This is a genomic window from Facklamia sp. P12937, from assembly GCF_050409505.1.
Lineage (GTDB): Bacteria > Bacillota > Bacilli > Lactobacillales > Aerococcaceae > Facklamia.
The window spans coordinates 1-16,492 of sequence record NZ_JBNUPI010000019.1 but is presented as its reverse complement, the minus strand read 5'-3'; the positions used below and the strand labels follow the sequence as shown (position 1 = coordinate 16,492).

15 protein-coding genes are annotated in these 16,492 nt (G+C 35.2%); 13 read left to right on the top strand and 2 right to left on the bottom strand.

The genetic code is table 11. The features are described 5' to 3' along the window. Window positions 1-46 precede the first annotated feature (46 nt). From trxA to ccpA, 13 genes are all read left to right on the top strand, one after another. Entirely contained in the window at window positions 47-358 is a 312-nt protein-coding gene (gene trxA, locus ACQV2R_RS07385; protein WP_428872961.1) for a thioredoxin, read from the top strand. A gap of 124 nt (window positions 359-482) precedes the next feature. Continuing rightward, the gene (ald, locus tag ACQV2R_RS07380; RefSeq protein ID WP_428872963.1) at window positions 483-1,589 is read left to right on the top strand and encodes an alanine dehydrogenase; all 1,107 of its coding nucleotides are present in this window, start codon (window positions 483-485) and stop codon (window positions 1,587-1,589) included. A gap of 117 nt (window positions 1,590-1,706) precedes the next feature. Beyond that, window positions 1,707-2,600 (top strand): bifunctional hydroxymethylpyrimidine kinase/phosphomethylpyrimidine kinase, encoded by an 894-nt coding sequence (locus ACQV2R_RS07375; RefSeq protein ID WP_428872965.1) that lies wholly within the window; start codon window positions 1,707-1,709, stop codon window positions 2,598-2,600. Window position 2,601: 1 nt separating this feature from the next. Further along, window positions 2,602-4,350, top strand: a complete 1,749-nt coding sequence (locus ACQV2R_RS07370) for a hypothetical protein (RefSeq protein ID WP_428892030.1) — start codon at window positions 2,602-2,604, stop codon at window positions 4,348-4,350. Between the two features lie 26 nt (window positions 4,351-4,376). Continuing rightward, entirely contained in the window at window positions 4,377-5,285 is a 909-nt protein-coding gene (locus tag ACQV2R_RS07365) for an ABC transporter ATP-binding protein (protein WP_428872967.1), read from the top strand. After that, complete coding sequence (locus ACQV2R_RS07360) at window positions 5,278-6,621, top strand: ABC transporter permease (protein WP_428872969.1); 1,344 nt, start codon at window positions 5,278-5,280, stop codon at window positions 6,619-6,621. Before ACQV2R_RS07365 ends, ACQV2R_RS07360 begins: the two co-directional genes overlap by 8 nt. A gap of 137 nt (window positions 6,622-6,758) precedes the next feature. After that, complete coding sequence (gene racE / locus ACQV2R_RS07355; RefSeq protein WP_428872971.1) at window positions 6,759-7,601, top strand: glutamate racemase; 843 nt, start codon at window positions 6,759-6,761, stop codon at window positions 7,599-7,601. Then, window positions 7,582-8,178 carry an XTP/dITP diphosphatase gene (locus ACQV2R_RS07350; protein ID WP_428872973.1) on the top strand — a complete coding sequence of 199 codons (597 nt, stop codon included), beginning with the start codon at window positions 7,582-7,584 and terminating at the stop codon, window positions 8,176-8,178. The genes racE and ACQV2R_RS07350 overlap by 20 nt, the downstream gene beginning before the upstream one ends. A gap of 2 nt (window positions 8,179-8,180) precedes the next feature. Continuing rightward, a complete protein-coding gene (locus ACQV2R_RS07345; protein WP_428872975.1) occupies window positions 8,181-8,708 on the top strand; it encodes a metallophosphoesterase in 528 nt (175 codons plus the stop codon). Then, window positions 8,705-9,217 (top strand): cyclic-di-AMP-binding protein CbpB, encoded by a 513-nt coding sequence (gene cbpB, locus ACQV2R_RS07340; RefSeq protein ID WP_428874651.1) that lies wholly within the window; start codon window positions 8,705-8,707, stop codon window positions 9,215-9,217. Before ACQV2R_RS07345 ends, cbpB begins: the two co-directional genes overlap by 4 nt. Before the next feature lie 82 nt (window positions 9,218-9,299). Then, a complete protein-coding gene (locus tag ACQV2R_RS07335) occupies window positions 9,300-9,854 on the top strand; it encodes a DUF948 domain-containing protein (RefSeq protein WP_428872979.1) in 555 nt (184 codons plus the stop codon). Window position 9,855: 1 nt separating this feature from the next. Further along, complete coding sequence (locus tag ACQV2R_RS07330; protein WP_428872980.1) at window positions 9,856-10,290, top strand: YtxH domain-containing protein; 435 nt, start codon at window positions 9,856-9,858, stop codon at window positions 10,288-10,290. A gap of 810 nt (window positions 10,291-11,100) precedes the next feature. Then, window positions 11,101-12,105: a catabolite control protein A gene (gene ccpA, locus ACQV2R_RS07325; protein ID WP_428872981.1), complete on the top strand. Its 1,005-nt coding sequence runs from the start codon at window positions 11,101-11,103 to the stop codon at window positions 12,103-12,105. Window positions 12,106-12,170: 65 nt separating this feature from the next. Here ccpA and ACQV2R_RS07320 read toward each other — a convergent pair whose 3' ends face one another. Then, on the bottom strand, window positions 12,171-15,260 hold the full coding sequence (locus tag ACQV2R_RS07320) for a transglycosylase domain-containing protein (RefSeq protein ID WP_428872983.1): 3,090 nt from the start codon (window positions 15,258-15,260) through the stop codon (window positions 12,171-12,173). Between the two features lie 26 nt (window positions 15,261-15,286). Beyond that, window positions 15,287-16,258: a rhodanese-related sulfurtransferase gene (locus ACQV2R_RS07315; RefSeq protein ID WP_428872985.1), complete on the bottom strand. Its 972-nt coding sequence runs from the start codon at window positions 16,256-16,258 to the stop codon at window positions 15,287-15,289. Window positions 16,259-16,492 lie beyond the last annotated feature (234 nt).

Sequence of the window (16,492 nt, the reverse complement as noted above, 5' to 3'; positions counted from 1 at the left end):
GTGCTAAGATACATCTATCAACGTGATTAGTGAAAGGGGCTTTAAGATGGTTAAGGCAATTACAGATTCAGAATTTCAAACGAAAACAGCACAAGGAGTAAGCATTGTAGATTTTTGGGCACCATGGTGTGGACCGTGTCGCATGCAATCTCCAATTATTGATGAATTATCAGAAGAGATGGAAGGACAAGTAAATTTCTTCAAGATGAATGTCGATGAAGAAACTAAAATAGCCGGTGAATTCGGTATTATGTCCATTCCAACCATGGTTATAAAAAAAGATGGACAGGTTGTAGAAAAACTTGTCGGTTTTCATGATAAAGATCGTTTGACTGAGGTGCTTAAAAAGCATATTTAGAATAACTAAGAAAAGGGCCCAACTTCAGAAGCTGGGCCCTTTAAATTTTAAGATATAATCATATAATTTATTTGTGATGAAAAGAGCATGTGGTATAATAAAAAAACAAAGGAGGGATTTATTAATGAAAATTGGAGTACCTAGAGAATTGAAAGCAAATGAAGATCGTGTAGGACTCACCCCTAATAATATTAAAGAACTTGTTTCAGCTGGAAATGAGATAATTGTTGAAAAAGAGGCTGGATTGGGTTCAGGGTTTACTGATCATGAATATATTGATGCTGGAGCAAGTATCGTTGAAACAGCTGCAGAAGTTTGGAAAGCAGAAATGGTTATTAAAGTGAAAGAGCCAGTTAAAGAGGAATATGACTATTTTTATGAAGGACTCATTCTATTTACCTATTTACATCTTGCTCCTGAACTAGAATTAACACAAGCCTTGCTCGATAAGGGTGTGATTGGAGTAGCCTATGAAACGGTTGCCGATAAGGGGACACTTCCTTTATTAACACCCATGTCTGAAGTAGCCGGTCGAATGGCTGTTCAAATCGGAGCGCGTTTATTAGAAAAGAACCACGGTGGTCCAGGTATTTTATTTGGTGGTGTACCAGGTGTTCGTCGTGCCAATGTGACAGTGATTGGTGGAGGGGTTGTCGGTTTTAATACCGCTAAATTGGCTTACGGTTTAGGTGCTAATGTGACAATTCTTGATATTAATCCACAACGTTTGGCTGAGATTGAAAATATTCTTGGTAATGGTGTACAGACATTGATGTCGAATGAAACAAACATTCATAAAGCTGTGATCGATTCAGACGTAGTTGTCGGATCAGTTTTAATAGCTGGACGCCGTGCACCAGTTCTTGTTAAAGAAGAAACTATTCAAGAAATGAGACCAGGTTCCGTTTTAATTGATATTGCAGTTGACCAAGGTGGAAACTTTGAGACAACTAAACCAACTACTCATAAGGAACCGATTTTCCTTAAACATGATATTATTCATTATGCAGTGGCTAATATTCCAGGAGCTGTCCCAAGAACTTCCACCATTGCTTTGACCAATGCTACTTTACAATATGCTAAAGAAATTGCTAGGGCAGGCATTAAAGAAGCTGCCAAGCAAAATGATGCGATTTTATTAGGTATCAATACTTATCTTGGACATCTAACATCCATTGCCGTGGCTGAATCGCAAGACAGAGAGTTTTTTGATATTGAAACAGTTTTATAAACAAGATAAACCACTCACCCTAGCAGAGACAATGTCTCTGCTATTTTTTTAGTATGAATTATCTTTATTTATTTGCTTAAAAGAGGTACTATGATTATATAAATGTAGGGGGTTCTTATGTTTTCACTTAATCGCAATAATTATTCAAATACTATTTTAGTTGTTAATGATATTCCTGGTGCCGGAAGAGTAGCGGGTTCAATTAATTTGCCAGTTTTAGCTGCTGCCCAATTAGAAGCTACTATTTTGCCAACTTTAATCCTTTCTTCGCATGCTGGAGAAAAAGGGGATTTAGTTCGTTATTCCATGGGAAATGCTTATCAAGAAATGCTGCACCATTGGCAGCAAGTTGACTATCATTTTGATGCAATTTTAACGGGTTATTTTGCTGATACTCAGCAGATAGATGATTTGAAAACCTATCTTTTAAAAGAAAAAGAAATCAATCCAAACATTGCATTATATATGGATCCGATTATGGGGGACCATGGTCAGTTCTATGCTGGTTTTGATCAAGACGTCGCTCATCATTTGCGTGAATTAATACCGTATGCAGAATTAGTCATGCCCAATCTAACAGAAGCTTGTTTGATTTTAGGACGAGACTACAAAGAGGACTTCAGATTAAATGAGATTGCTGATATCGCCGATGAATTATTAACTTTAGGTTGTAAAAATGTCATTATTACAGGAGCTAAAGATGATCGAAGTGATAATAATCGCTTAGGTTTCTACTATGCCAGCCAATCGGGTGAAAAAGGACTTGTAGTTCACGAGTATTTTGATGGTTACATATTTGGAACTGGAGACACTGTTGCTTCAATCATTACTGCCAGTCGAATCGCTGGTGACAGCTTGAAAGACTCTGTTAGATTGACAGCAGATATTATTGAGAAAATGATTCCTTTTTCTATTAGTCAAAATGAAAGTAATGTGGGTCCTATTCATTTTGAGCCTTTTATAAAAGAAATTTCTACATATTTCAGTCAGAAAAAAGAAAGTGGGTTTTAAATTGATTATTAAAGATGTGACACCTGAAAAAACGATTAATAAAAAAGCCAACAAGCGTTCATTTAATCCAAACTATTTGTATGTATTATTAGCATTGGCTATCTTTGTTTATTATTATCTCACACTACCACCTATCCATTACGCTTCTTATCAAAGCTGGTTTTTTCTTCTATTAATTGTGGCCGGTGTTTTTGCCATCGAATTGATTAAAGATTCCAATCAGTGGTTCAAGCAGATCAAGAATAATCCTAATCAAGTTACTGAGATTAAATTCGGCAAATTGCCAAAGAAATACCGCTTGTTCTATTGGCCGGTTGTTATTGTCTTATTAGTAGGATTAATTGGGAAGTTTGTTTTTTCTCCTTTCTTTATGGCAAAAGATTATGGTCAAATGATCTCACCAGTCAATAAAGATTTCGAGACCACTTTTCCTGAAGTTAATATTGATAATGTGCCATTAGTGGATCGAGATACAGCAGTGCGCCTTGGAGATCGCTATTTAGGAGCTTTAACTGAGCTTGTTTCTCAATTTGAAGTATCGGATGAATATACCCAAATCAATATTGAAGCAGAACCCTACCGGGTAACTCCCTTGAAGTATGCAGGACTGTTTAAGTGGTTAAACAACTTTTCAGAAGGAATCCCACATTATCTTCAAGTTGATAATGTTACTGGAAAAGTGGAAGTAAAAACACCTGAAAAACCGATTAGATATTCTTATTCAGATCATTTCGGTCGGAATATTTCTAGACATTTAAGATTCAATTATCCATTCAGTATTTTTGAAAGCCCTGACTTTGAAATCGATGATGAGGGCAATCCTTATTATATAGCTACTAGCTATGGACGAAATTTCTTTCTTAATGAGCCAGAACCTAATGGATTAATTATTGTTAATGCGATGACAGGAGAACACCAAAAATACTCCATGGATGAGATCCCATCTTGGGTAGACCGCGTTTATTCTGCTGACTTAATCATGCACCAGTTAGACCAAAACGGTAAATATAAAAATGGTTTTTGGAACTCAGTTTTTGCCAAAGAAGGCGTAACAGAAACCTCCAAAGGTTATAATTATCTACCAATGAATGATGATATTTACCTCTATACTGGTATCACTTCTGTTGTATCAGATGAATCAAACATTGGCTTTGTATTAGTTAATCTAAGAACCAAAGAAGCTACTATGTACAATTTATCTGCTGCCGAAGAGTTCTCTGCTATGGCTTCAGCTGAAGGGTCTGTTCAAGAAAAAGGATATATTGCAACATTCCCTCTCTTGATTAACTTACAAGGCAATCCTATGTATATTTTAACTTTAAAAGACTCTTCCGGTCTTATTAAAAATTATAGCTTAGTAGATGTTCAAGATTATCAGAAAGTCTACATTGCTAGCAATATGACTCAGCTTATCCAAAAGTATGGGGAAGATAATCCTGTGGTTTTAGAGGCAATCAATGAGGACACATTAGAAAAAGTAACCGGAAAAGTTGAAAAAATCCAAGCTGTTATAAAAGAGGGGGAAACTTTCTATTATTTCATGTTAGATGGTAATGTTTATCAAGTGCCTGCAAAATTGAATGATTACCTACCATTTGTAGAAGAAGGACAAACAATCACGCTTAAATTAGATGATCGATCAAACATTCATTTAGTCGATTTGACGGAAATATTTGGCGACAAAGCGGCTCAAGAAGAAGTGATTCCAACCAGTGAAGATACTGATCCGCTGCTAGACAATGTGGAATAATCATAAAAAGTTAAGAGGAGGATATAATGTTAGAAGTAAAAAACCTATCCAAGAAATTTGGTAGTTTTCAAGCTGTAAAGAATGTTTCTTTTGACATTGAATCGGGAACGATTATGGGATTTATTGGTCCAAATGGATCAGGGAAAACAACTGTTTTTCGAATGATTTTAGATTTCTTAAATCCTGAACCTGGGGGACTAGTTACTTGGAATCAAAAGCCGATTAATAATCAATTATATGATTTAGTTGGTTACTTACCAGAAGAACGTGGTCTTTATGAAAAGATGACTATTGAAGAACAAATTGTCTATTTCGCTAGCCTTAGAGGAATGAAATACCTTGATATTATCACTCAAATAGATGAATGGATGGATAAATTTGCCGTAAAAGGTAAACGAAAAGATAAGATTAATACGCTTTCTAAAGGAAACCAGCAAAAAATACAATTGATTGCTACATTAATCCATCGACCTAAATTAGTTATTTTAGATGAGCCATTCTCTGGCCTAGATCCAGTCAATGCTGACCTTTTAAAACAAGGCATCTTAGAATTAAAAGAAGGTGGATCGAGCATTATCTTTTCTAGTCATAATATGGAAAATGTGTCACAAATATGTGATAAGTTAGCCATGATTCTTGATGGTGAGCAAGTTCTTTACGGTTCGATTAATGAAGTTAGAGAACAGTTTGGACGTATTCGCATTTATATTGAAAGTAAAAAGTGGAATGAAGCTAGCCTGCTAGAAATTGAAGGGGTAGATTCGGTAGTTCGTACCAGCCCTGATCATTACACCTTAAATCTTAGCGATGAATCATTTGGTCCTAGCATCTTCCAAACAATCACTCAAGGACAATTTATCCCAATGTTCTCTCAACAACCACCGACCTTAGAGGAAATATTTAAGTTGAAAGTAGGTGACCGAATTCATGAATAAAATGTGGCTTGTAGCAAAAGAGGTTTATCGGAAAAATGTGAAGTCTTGGGCTTTTTTCTGGATGATAGCAGGCCCCATTATTATGGGGTTGGTTATTTTAGCAATCGGTTATTTTATTTATCTTGACCAATCCAGCTCTTCAGTCGGCAATGTTGGAATTGTATCTGAAAATGCAGAGATTAATCAATTGATTGCTGCAATAGAAGATGAAAATGACTACCAATTTGACTTAAATGAAAAGCAAGCTGAAGAAGCCTTATTTGCAGAAGAAATTGATGGTTATTTAGTTGTTGAAGGCGAAAATGTAGATCTTAATGCTAAGTTCTATCGCCATAATTCAGGCAAGAATATTGCCACTTATAATATCGAAGAAGTACTTTCAGAATATCGCATTCAAAAACAAGCAGAAGCATTTAATTTAAAACAAGAAGAAGTGAATCAATTAAAAGATAGTGCTGTTGACATTGAAACTATTCGCATCCAACCAGACGATGATGGCGCTGTTACAGAGGTTTCAGAAAATGATCCAGTAACTGCCGCTAAAATTGGAGTGGCTTATGTAGTGTGTTTTGTGGTTTTAATGTTTATTATGAGTTACGTATCCATAGTCTCTCAAGAAATTGCGGCAGAGAAGGGCTCTAAAATCATGGAAATTATTCTTTCCAGTATCACCGCTACCCAGCATTTTTTAGGTAAGCTGATTGGAGTGGGCTTGGTAATTCTTACTCAATTAGTCATATATGGTATACTAGGAGTTATTATTTCCTATGTATCCGGCTTAGTATTAGCCCAATTTTTTGTAAACTCATCTGAAAATATGGAAAATATTCAAGCTGGCACACAAGCCATGAGCGAAAGTTTTGATCCGGCCATAATCAGCGATTATATTTCACAAGCTAGACCGGTGATATTATATGGAATATTGTTTGCTGTTATAGGAATGGCAATTTATTCAATACTTGCAGCTTTCTTAGGTTCATTAGTTTCTAAAACTGAAGACGTCAATAAAATGATCACCCCAATCACCTTATTAGCAGTAGCAGGCTTTTATATTGCCTTATACGGTATGCAGTCACCTAACTCAGCCATTGTTCGTTTAGGCTCTTATTTCCCATTATTTACGCCTTTTATTATGCCTTTCCGTTTGGCTAATGACACAGTTGCCACTAGTGAAATATGGTTATCGGTATTAGTTGCGATTGTTTTCTTAGCCTTATCGATTTGGTTATCGGTTGTGTTCTATAAATCAAATGTTCTAGTTTATAGTGAAAAAGGATTAATTGGTAGTTTTAAAAAGTCCTTTGCTATATGGAAAAACGAGAAAAAAGTTAATTAATTTTAAAACAAGGCCTTGCAAACAACTTCAGTAGGTTGTTAATTAAGGGCCTTGTTTTTTAGTAAATAACAAGATGACTTCCATTCTTTTTTTGCATAGATATGTTAAAATAATAATTGTGAAGTGAGGAGAATTTTATGAAAGACTTACCCATCGGTTTTATTGATTCTGGATTCGGCGGATTAACAGTTGTTAAACAGAGTTTAAAACAACTTCCTAATGAATCCGTTCTTTTTATTGGTGATAATGCTCGTTGTCCATATGGTCCGCGTCCGTTAAATGAAGTTAAGAAGTATATTTGGCAACTCAGCAATTTCTTGCGTGAAAAAGGCATTAAAATGCTTGTGATTGCTTGTAATACTGGGACTGCTGCAGCTTTAGAAGATTTGAAGCGAACTTTACCCATACCTGTTGTTGGCGTAATTGAACCCGGTAGTCGAGCTGCCATTATCCAAACTAATAATAAAAAAATCGGTGTGATTGGAACAATCGGAACTATTCAGAGTAAAATTTATGAAAAAACGATTATCAATAAAAAAAATGATGTGGTCGTAGAAGGACTTGCATGTCCGTCTTTTGTTGAAATGGTAGAGACTGGCCAAATTTATAGTAGCCAAGCTAAAGAAAAAGTGTCGCAAGAACTTTCCCCGCTATTAAAAAAAGAAATTGACACATTAGTACTTGGTTGTACCCACTATCCAATCATGCGCGGTTTAATTCAAGAAGTAGTTGGTCCTAAGGTTCATCTGATTGATTCAGGAGTTGAAACAATTAATGATGTTAGTATGCTGTTGGATTATTTTAACTTAAGTCGAACAGCAAATGATGCCTTACAACAATCTCCTACACAAACTTTCTATACAACAGGAGACATCGAACACTTTGATCGAATGGCTAGCGACTGGCTAGCTCGAAAAGATCTTGATGTCAGAAAATGTGAAATTAAAGGAGAAGTAATTTATGAAACTGATTATAGCTAGTCATAATCCAGGAAAAATAGCAGAGTTTAAAGCTCTTTTTGAAGCTTTTGATTTACAAGTTCAATCTTTGCTTGATTATCCTGAAATTCCAGAAGTAGAAGAAACAGGTACAACATTTGAGGAGAATGCACGTTTAAAAGCAGAAACAATCGCTAAGGAAATGAACTGCTTAGCCCTATCAGATGATTCAGGCTTATGTGTTCCAGCACTGAATAATGAGCCGGGTGTCTATTCGGCTCGCTATGCTGGAGAAGAAAAAAATGACGAAAGAAACCGTTTGAAACTTTTAGAAAATTTGAAAGAATTTAACGGTGATCAACGAAAAGCCTATTTCACAACCGTTATCGTATTAGCAGATCCACAAAAAGATTCATTAGTTGTTGAAGGTAATGTAGAAGGAATCATTACCAAAGAGCCTATCGGTGAGGGTGGCTTTGGTTATGATTCACTATTTTACTATCCTCAAGATCAACAAACCTTTGCTCAAATCTCTGCGGAACGTAAGAACCAAATTTCTCACAGAGGCCAAGCAGTGGAGAAGTTAAAAGAAAAACTAAATGATTGGTTGGAGGGATAGAGATGAAATTGTTAGTATTAAGTGACAATCATGGAAATTACTCTATTGTAAAAAACATTATTCAGCAGTTTAGGGATAAAGTAGATTATATTATTCATTGTGGTGATTCAGAATTTTCATTTGATGATCCTATTTGGCAGGCTGTCGATGTTAAAGTAGCAGGAAATATGGATTTTTCTCCAGGCTATCCATCTAGCGAAATTTTATCGACCCCTAAGGGAAAAATTTTGATTACTCATGGCCATTTGTATCAAGTAAATCAAGGAAACATTAATCTTTTAGAATTAGCTTTACAAAAGAATGCCAAATATGTTTTCCACGGCCATACACATCGCCTATATGCTGAAATGAAGCGAGGAATCTTATTTATGAACCCTGGTTCCATTGCAAAAGCAAGGGGCGAAATTCAAGAAAAAACATTTTCTATAGTTGAAATTTCCGATGACTTTATTAAGGTTGATTATTATAATTCACATGCAATACAGTTAGAAGATTTGTCTTATTATTTTAAACTAGATGGAGCTGATTGATCTTGATAGATCCTAACTTATCAAAAAATATTGTTGAAAATCTAAAAGAAGTTATTATCCCGGCTGATAATGTAGTCTATCTTTATGACTTTAATTCATTAATTCACGGCTTATTAGTCCTTAATCAAGTCGACTATTCAATGATTCCTGTGGTCAATCAAAATGGTCAAATAGTGGGCTTAGTAAGTATTAACATGATTGTTAAAGAAGCTATTACTTTAGAAGACATAGACTTTGACAACCTTAATTATAAATTAATTAAGCATTTAGACTTAAGGAAACCAGAATTTATAACAATGAACGAAAAGCTCGAATCAATTTTGCATAAACTGGTAGATAATAATTTTTTATGTGTGGTTGAAAACCATATAGAAAAGAAATTCATTGGTATTATTACTCGAAATATGATTTTAAAACGAATAAATGCTTTCTTGCATCGTACAAGTTTAAAAGAGTTAAGGGTTTCAAACTTCCAACAAGGGCGTGAGAAAAAATTAATAAATAAATAGCTCATTTCTAAGCCCTTATCTTTGAGTTAAATGCGCTTTCATGATATATTTAAGCTAGTAACTTAGCAAAGGAGGATTAGATATGACAATTGGTCAAATTGCAGCCATGATTGCAGCTTTAGCCTTTGCAATTCTCGTTGTATTCTTATCGATGACCTTGATGAAAATTGGTGAAATTCTGACAAATCTGAAGGAAACGGTGAGCAAATTAAATAATACCATTGATGTGGTGACTAAAGATGTTGACCATCTATCAATTGAGGTAGAAGGTTTACTGAACAAGTCAAATACACTTGTAGATGATTTAAATGCTAAATTAGGAAAAACCGATCCGTTATTTACTGCTATCGGTGATGTCGGAACATCTGTTTCAGAATTAAATGACTCGACTAAAGAAATGACATCGAACTTTGTTTCAAATATGCTTAAGAAAAACAAGAAAAAATCACCAATTGATTCAATTCAAAAAGCATCGCGAATGGTAAATCGTTTCAAAGTGAAGCCACAAGCCAAAAATTCAGAGATTTTGGCTAAGGATCCAGCTAAACAGGAAAAGAGAAGCTTAGATTCCTTTATTCAAGGAAAACCTTCTAAAACAGCTGGTGAGATTTCAATTAATTTAAAGGAGGCAAAATAATATGAAAAATAATGATGGATTTTTAGCGGGAGCTTTATTAGGCGCTCTTATTGGAGGGGCAGCTGCTCTTTTATATGCTCCTAAATCAGGTAGAGAGTTACGTGAAGATTTAAATGAAGAATTAGATTATTGGATTGATCGTGCTAATGATTATACAGACTATGCCGTGGAAAGAGGTGTAGAGATGTATGACGCAGCTTCTGATGCGAGTGAAGATTTCCGTGTAAATCTTAAAACTTCAGCTGATCATATTAAACGTTCTGCTGAAGAATTAAAGAAAGAAGCAAGCAAAGAATGGGATCATGTAAAAGAAGACCTCAGTCAATCTAAAGACATCTTGAGTGCCAAAATTGAAGATATTGAAGTTGATACAAAAGAAGAACTAAAAGATGTGAAAAAAGAAGTCGAGAAGCAAACAGATGAACTACTAAAATAAATTTAGAGGCTGGACAAAAGGCCTCTTCACCCGCTACATAAAACGCAGCGAGCTTAGAATGGAAAGGTGTTTTTCGTTCTAAGCTCGCTGCTTTGCATATTTGCTTGATTATTGGCCATTAATACCAGTCTTACAATAGTCTTCACCTTATCTCTAAGGCGAAAAAGGAGCTTAAATTTGTCTTTACATGATCGAATACAGACTCTACAGCAATTCTTCGTTGACTGTAGAGTGTCTTTCCTTCGTCAGATAAGAGCTTGGCTCGTTCGTTAAACTTGAGTGATTCATAAGACGGTTTGTAGTAGAATGCTTTTTGAGGTGCCGTGTCTGTTTCCTTCGGTCGGTAAACATCGCTCGTACTTTCATAATCATTGCGTATTTTAAAAATCTTGAATGCTATTAATAATAACTACTTCCTTTAAGCAGTATGATGGTCTGTCATTGCGCTCGATTCGGCGATTCCCATAAATTAAAAGCTCCGATGATGTTTCTTCGTTTCTTCTTTCTCGAATAGATTATATTTGATAAGGTGCTTATTCCCATGGTAGGTTAATTAAGTTAAATTTTCATCACTGCCATATTTGGTGTCACTGACCATCCAAAAAGTTGAAGGATAAACTGCTCTACAAATGAAATCAGTGTTAACCTATCTTTTGGTTTGGAGAAGACAGCAAACACCCTCTAATGAGCGAGTTCATTATTTATGAAAAAACTGTGAAAACTTGAGAATAAAGCTAGAAAACGCTTGCACTATCTGTCTGCTTATGTTAAATTCAAAGAGTAAATTAAAAATTTGAAAGAAGGGTAGGCATGGAAAAGCAAACAATTACAATATATGATGTAGCTCGTGAAGCTGGCGTATCAATGGCCACCGTATCTCGAGTTGTAAATGGTAATCCAAATGTAAAGCCAAGTACTAGAAAAAAAGTCTCAGAAGTTATAGAACGTTTAGATTATAGACCTAATGCTGTAGCAAGAGGACTAGCCAGTAAAAAAACAACCACAGTTGGCGTTATTATTCCTAACATTACTAATATCTTCTTTTCGGCATTGGCACGCGGAATTGATGATATAGCAGCTATGTACAAATATGACATTATTTTAGCAAATGCCGACGAAAGTGTCGACAAAGAAATTAATGTTTTTAATAATTTATTAGCTAAACAAGTAGATGGTATTATCTATATGGGTTATAATGTCGGCGAAGAACTTAAGTCATTAATTAAAACTTCAAGAACACCTGTAGTTATTGCGGGTATGATTAGTGAAGATCCTGATCTCTATACAGTATCAATTGATATTCGATTAGCAATAGAAGAAATGACAGATTTCTTACTTCAAAAGGGTAACAGACCAGCTATTATCACCGATTCAGAAAAGTATTATGTCAATCGAGTGCATCGGATTCCTGGTTATAAATCAGCATTGGCTAAGCATAATATAGCGGTAGATGAAGATTTGATTATCCAAAGTGACTTTACTGATGATGAAGGAGATATAATTGTAGATCAATTATTAGCTGCTAAAGCTACCGGAGTTATCGCTACTAAAGATTTCTTAGCAGTAGCCATTTTAAATGCCCTAACTGATCGAAATATTAAAGTACCTGAAGACTTTCAAGTACTTACTAGTAAAAACTCAGTCCTTACAAAATATTCGCGTCCTCAACTATCATCTTTACAATATCCTTTATATGATGTTGGAGCGGTAGCAATGCGCTTGCTAACGAAAATTATGAATGATGAGGGTATCGAGCAGCGTCAAATCATTCTTCCCCATAAATTAGTACACCGTGGTTCAACACTGAGTGAATAAAAACATTAAAAAGCTATGAGATTTTAACTCATAGCTTTTTATTATAGAGCCTTTATTTTGCAAAATTATTCATAATATACTTCTTCAGTAACAGTCTCGCTATTTTCTGGTTGCGCCGGTATTAGATTACCATTTTCATCTGTGCTTTCAGAACGAGACTCATCATCCTCATCCGTTGTTTCTTCAGCAGAGGTCGTTGATGTTGTCTTTTCCTCAATAGATTCCATATAAGCATTCCAAAAACGTGCAGTATCTTGATCACTAGCGTTAAACATGAAGTTATAAGAGAGTGGAGCAGCAGGATTTGAATTTTTAAACAAATCTTGTTTAATAGGGCCATTTAGACTAGCAATTCGGTTATTATAGGTAATGTTTCCAGGTAAAGTTCCTGTCATTGCTACAATATTTTGGCTAACAACAGAAGCGGGTTGTGCAAAGACTTCATTAGATCCAAAAATATCAGGTCGAACTCTGAATAAGGCGTTGGCGATATTAGCCCAGTATATTTGTGAACGAACCGATTCATTGCCAAGTCCATCATCTGGGTTAACAAAGTATTCATAATATTGTGAATCATAGCCAGCCCATGTACCAATGGTAACAGAAGGAGTAGAGGCAATAAACCATAGATCTTTAGCATTCTCACTAGTTCCGGATTTGGCAATCCAGTCTCCTGGAACTTGCAGATTAGCTTTGGCATATTGTCCTGAACCGAATTCGGTTGTATCCCTTAAAATATCTACCATTAAGTAGTTTGTATCCTCACTAAATACTTTTTGTGGCTCTACTTCTTGTTCAAATACAGTATTTCCAAATGAATCGACAATCTTACTGATAATATGCCCTTGAATATAATAACCATTATTGGCAAAAGTTGAAAAAGCAGATGTTTGTTCAAAAACAGTCGGTCCGGTATTCACTCCACCAATGGAAAAGGCTAGGTTGTATGTTTCTTCTTGATCATATGCAAAGCCATCTTTAAAGCCCATGAGTTCAAGATAATCATAGACTGGTACGTTTTGCTGTATAAGCCCTTGATAAATTCGAATAGTTGGTAAATTCAGTGACTTAGCTAATGATTCTCTGACAGAGATAAACTTATTAGAAATTGATTCGCCGTAGTTGGTCGGTTTCCACTCAGTTCCATCGGGATAAGTTTCTACAAATGGTGTATCGGGTACAATTGTGGCAGGAGCAATAAGATTATTCTCAATTGCTGGTGCATAGACTGCAAGTGGTTTGATGGTTGAACCAGGAGAGCGGCGAGTGGCAAAGGCATGGTCAATTTGATTATTATCATAATCGGTCCCAGCCACAAAGCCCAGTACTTTTCCACTAGTGTTTTCAATCACCACAACACCAGTTTGAATATTTTCAACATAATAGATTTCTTCACCGGTACTAGGATCTGTATAAACCCCATCATAGCTTACTCCTAATGAGTCTACGTTTTCTTTAGCAGTTTCTTGTAATTGATCATAAATTTCTTTATCAATAGTTGAATATACTTTGTAGCCCCCGGTACGCAGCTGGTTTTCTGCTTCAGAATAATATTGATTATACCATTCAATGTCTTGTAAAACATCGCTCATCTGATTTCCATCGTCATTGACATTAATTTCCATTAATTTCTTAATGGCTTCATTCATGACGGTTTGATACAGGTAGGATTGGCGTTCGATTGGACGATTTTCAGGTTTAATAAAATCTTTACTAATATCATAATCAATCGCAGTTTCGTATTCTTCTTTAGTAATAGCCTTGTTACGATACATACTGAATAGCACAGCTTTCATTCGATTGATACCAGGATTGAAATCCTCTCTAAGTGAACTGTTATAGTTATAAGGAGTATAGCTATAAGGATCTTGAGGCAAACCAACTAAAAAGGCAGCTTGAGCTAAATTAACTTCATTTGGTTCTTTGCCGAAAATGCCTTCAGAAGCTTCACGAATTCCCGCAATATTATCTCCTTCATTATTACGGCCAAAAGGAGAAACATTGAGATAAGCGTTTAATATTTCGTCTTTGGTAAAATATTTTTCAACTCTTAAGGCCAAGAGAATTTCGTTAGCCTTTCTAAAGAAAGTAACATCATTTGTTAATAACTGCTGCTTAACTAATTGCTGAGTTAATGTTGATCCTCCAGTACCAGACCCGGTAATAAGCGTTTGAAGCACTGCTCTAAGTGTTGATTTAGGGTTAACACCGTAATGCTCATAAAAAGCTTGATCTTCAATGGAAATTAAACCTTCTTTAATATAGGGTGAAATATCTTCTAAATTAGTAACAGATCTAACGACGTCCGATCTTATATCAGCAATAAGGTCGCCAGAGTCATAATATAAACTAGATTGTTGTTCGACTTGATTAATAGCTTCAGCCATCTCTTGTTTACTTGGTGGAGTCGTATCAGATACTAATGAAGTGAAGTAGCCTAATCCAACACCTGATAAGAGAAAGCCAAAAAGAAGACCTACAACTACAAAGTAGATGAATAGACGTCTAAATACATTAAAGATAATCGAAAGGACTAAGGAAATTTTTGAAAACCGGTCAAGACCTTCCAAAGATAGTTGACTACGCACTTCTTTTTTTCTTTTTCTTCTTTTATCAAGGTAAGTCTGAAAAAGATTTTTATCCGTTGAGTGGTTGTCACTTTCACTTTCAGTTTTTTGATTTGACTTCTGTTGAGGTCTGTTTGATTCTATAGCGTCTCGACTGAACTTACTAGAATTATTACTGCTAGTATGATTATTAGTCTTATTTTCTAGCTTTAAATCAGTGTCAGTTTCAGTTTTTTTAATAACTTTCTTCTCTGAGCGATCTTTTTTAATCGATTTATTGTGTAAATTGCTTACTGACTCACCTATAGGAGTTTCTTTTTTGACTTTAAGCGATTGATAATGATTAGAAGAAAACTGTCTTCTATCCTCATTTGACTGAGGAATAGCCTTATCAAAATTATTAAAGCTCTTATTTTCAAGTTCACTAATTCTTTTCAATCTTCTTGCTCGAGCTTCTTCGCTATTAACATAGTTAGAAGATTTCTGGTTGATTAATCTTTGCCGCCTTTGATTGAGATTTGGCTTACTATCTTTTAAATGATGACCCTCCAAAGGTGGCAGATGATTCTTGCTTTCTTTATTAGTCATTTCATTATCCCCTTTATCGGCTTAAATTATGCAGAATGTGTTTTACTTAAGCTTTCTCCAATTGCATTTAATCTTTCTTCCCATTCTTCTGTGGAAAAGTTATGTTCAGCGACATAGCGGTTTCGAGGATGACGACGACAGGCCTCACTACATCCACGTAAATACTTATCTTCATTTGCTTTAGAAGTCAATATTTGTTCATTACATTCTGGGTTTGCACAATTTACGTATCTTTCACATGGTGTTCCATCAAAATAATCTTTTCCGACTACTGTAGGATTTACTTGATTAACTGGGACAGCAATACGTTCATCGAAAACATACATCTTACCTTCCCAAAGCTCACCTTTAATTTCAGGGTCTTTTCCATAAGTATCAATACCACCATGTAATTGCCCAACATCTTTAAAACCTTCTTTAAGTAACCAACCTGAGAATTTCTCGCAGCGGATACCACCTGTGCAATAGACAACAACGCGTTTGTCCATAAATTTTTCTTTGTTTTCTTTCACCCAGTCAGGAAGTTCACGGAAATTACGAATTTCAGGACGGATCGCACCCTTAAAATGACCTAAATCATACTCATAGTCATTACGAGTGTCAAGAACAACTGTATCCTTGTCAAGTAGAGCATCTTTAAATTCTTTAGGGGATAGATATTGTCCTGTAATTTCATGTGGATCAATATCATCATCTAAGTTTAAAGCTACAATTTCTTCACGCGTTCTCACAGACATCTTTTTATGCGCATAATCATCAGCAAGATCTTGTTTAAACCATAAATCTTCAAAACCTTCTAGTGAATGAACATAGTCCATATACTTTTGTGTTTGATCTAGGGTGCCTGAAACGGTTCCGTTTATTCCTTCTTCACCGACTAATACGCGCCCCTTTAAACCGATACGACGGCAAAACTCTAAGTGTTCTTTGGCAAATAACTCAGGGTCTTCAATTCTTTGATATTTGTAATATAACAATACACGATAATTTTTCTTCATAGTATACCTCCTGTAGTTGCAAGCTACATTTATTTTCATATCTTCATATTATACGTAAATATAGTAAATGTCACAAGTTTTTACAATTTTTAATCTGATTGTTAAATAAGTTTACTAGTATTTTTTGATTTTTTGAGTGAAGTTTATAATATTTAGTACAGTAAATTTTCGTTAATAAAAAGGGGCTGTATCATAAGTCCATTTTTGCTATAACCTTTAAAATAAGACCCGAGA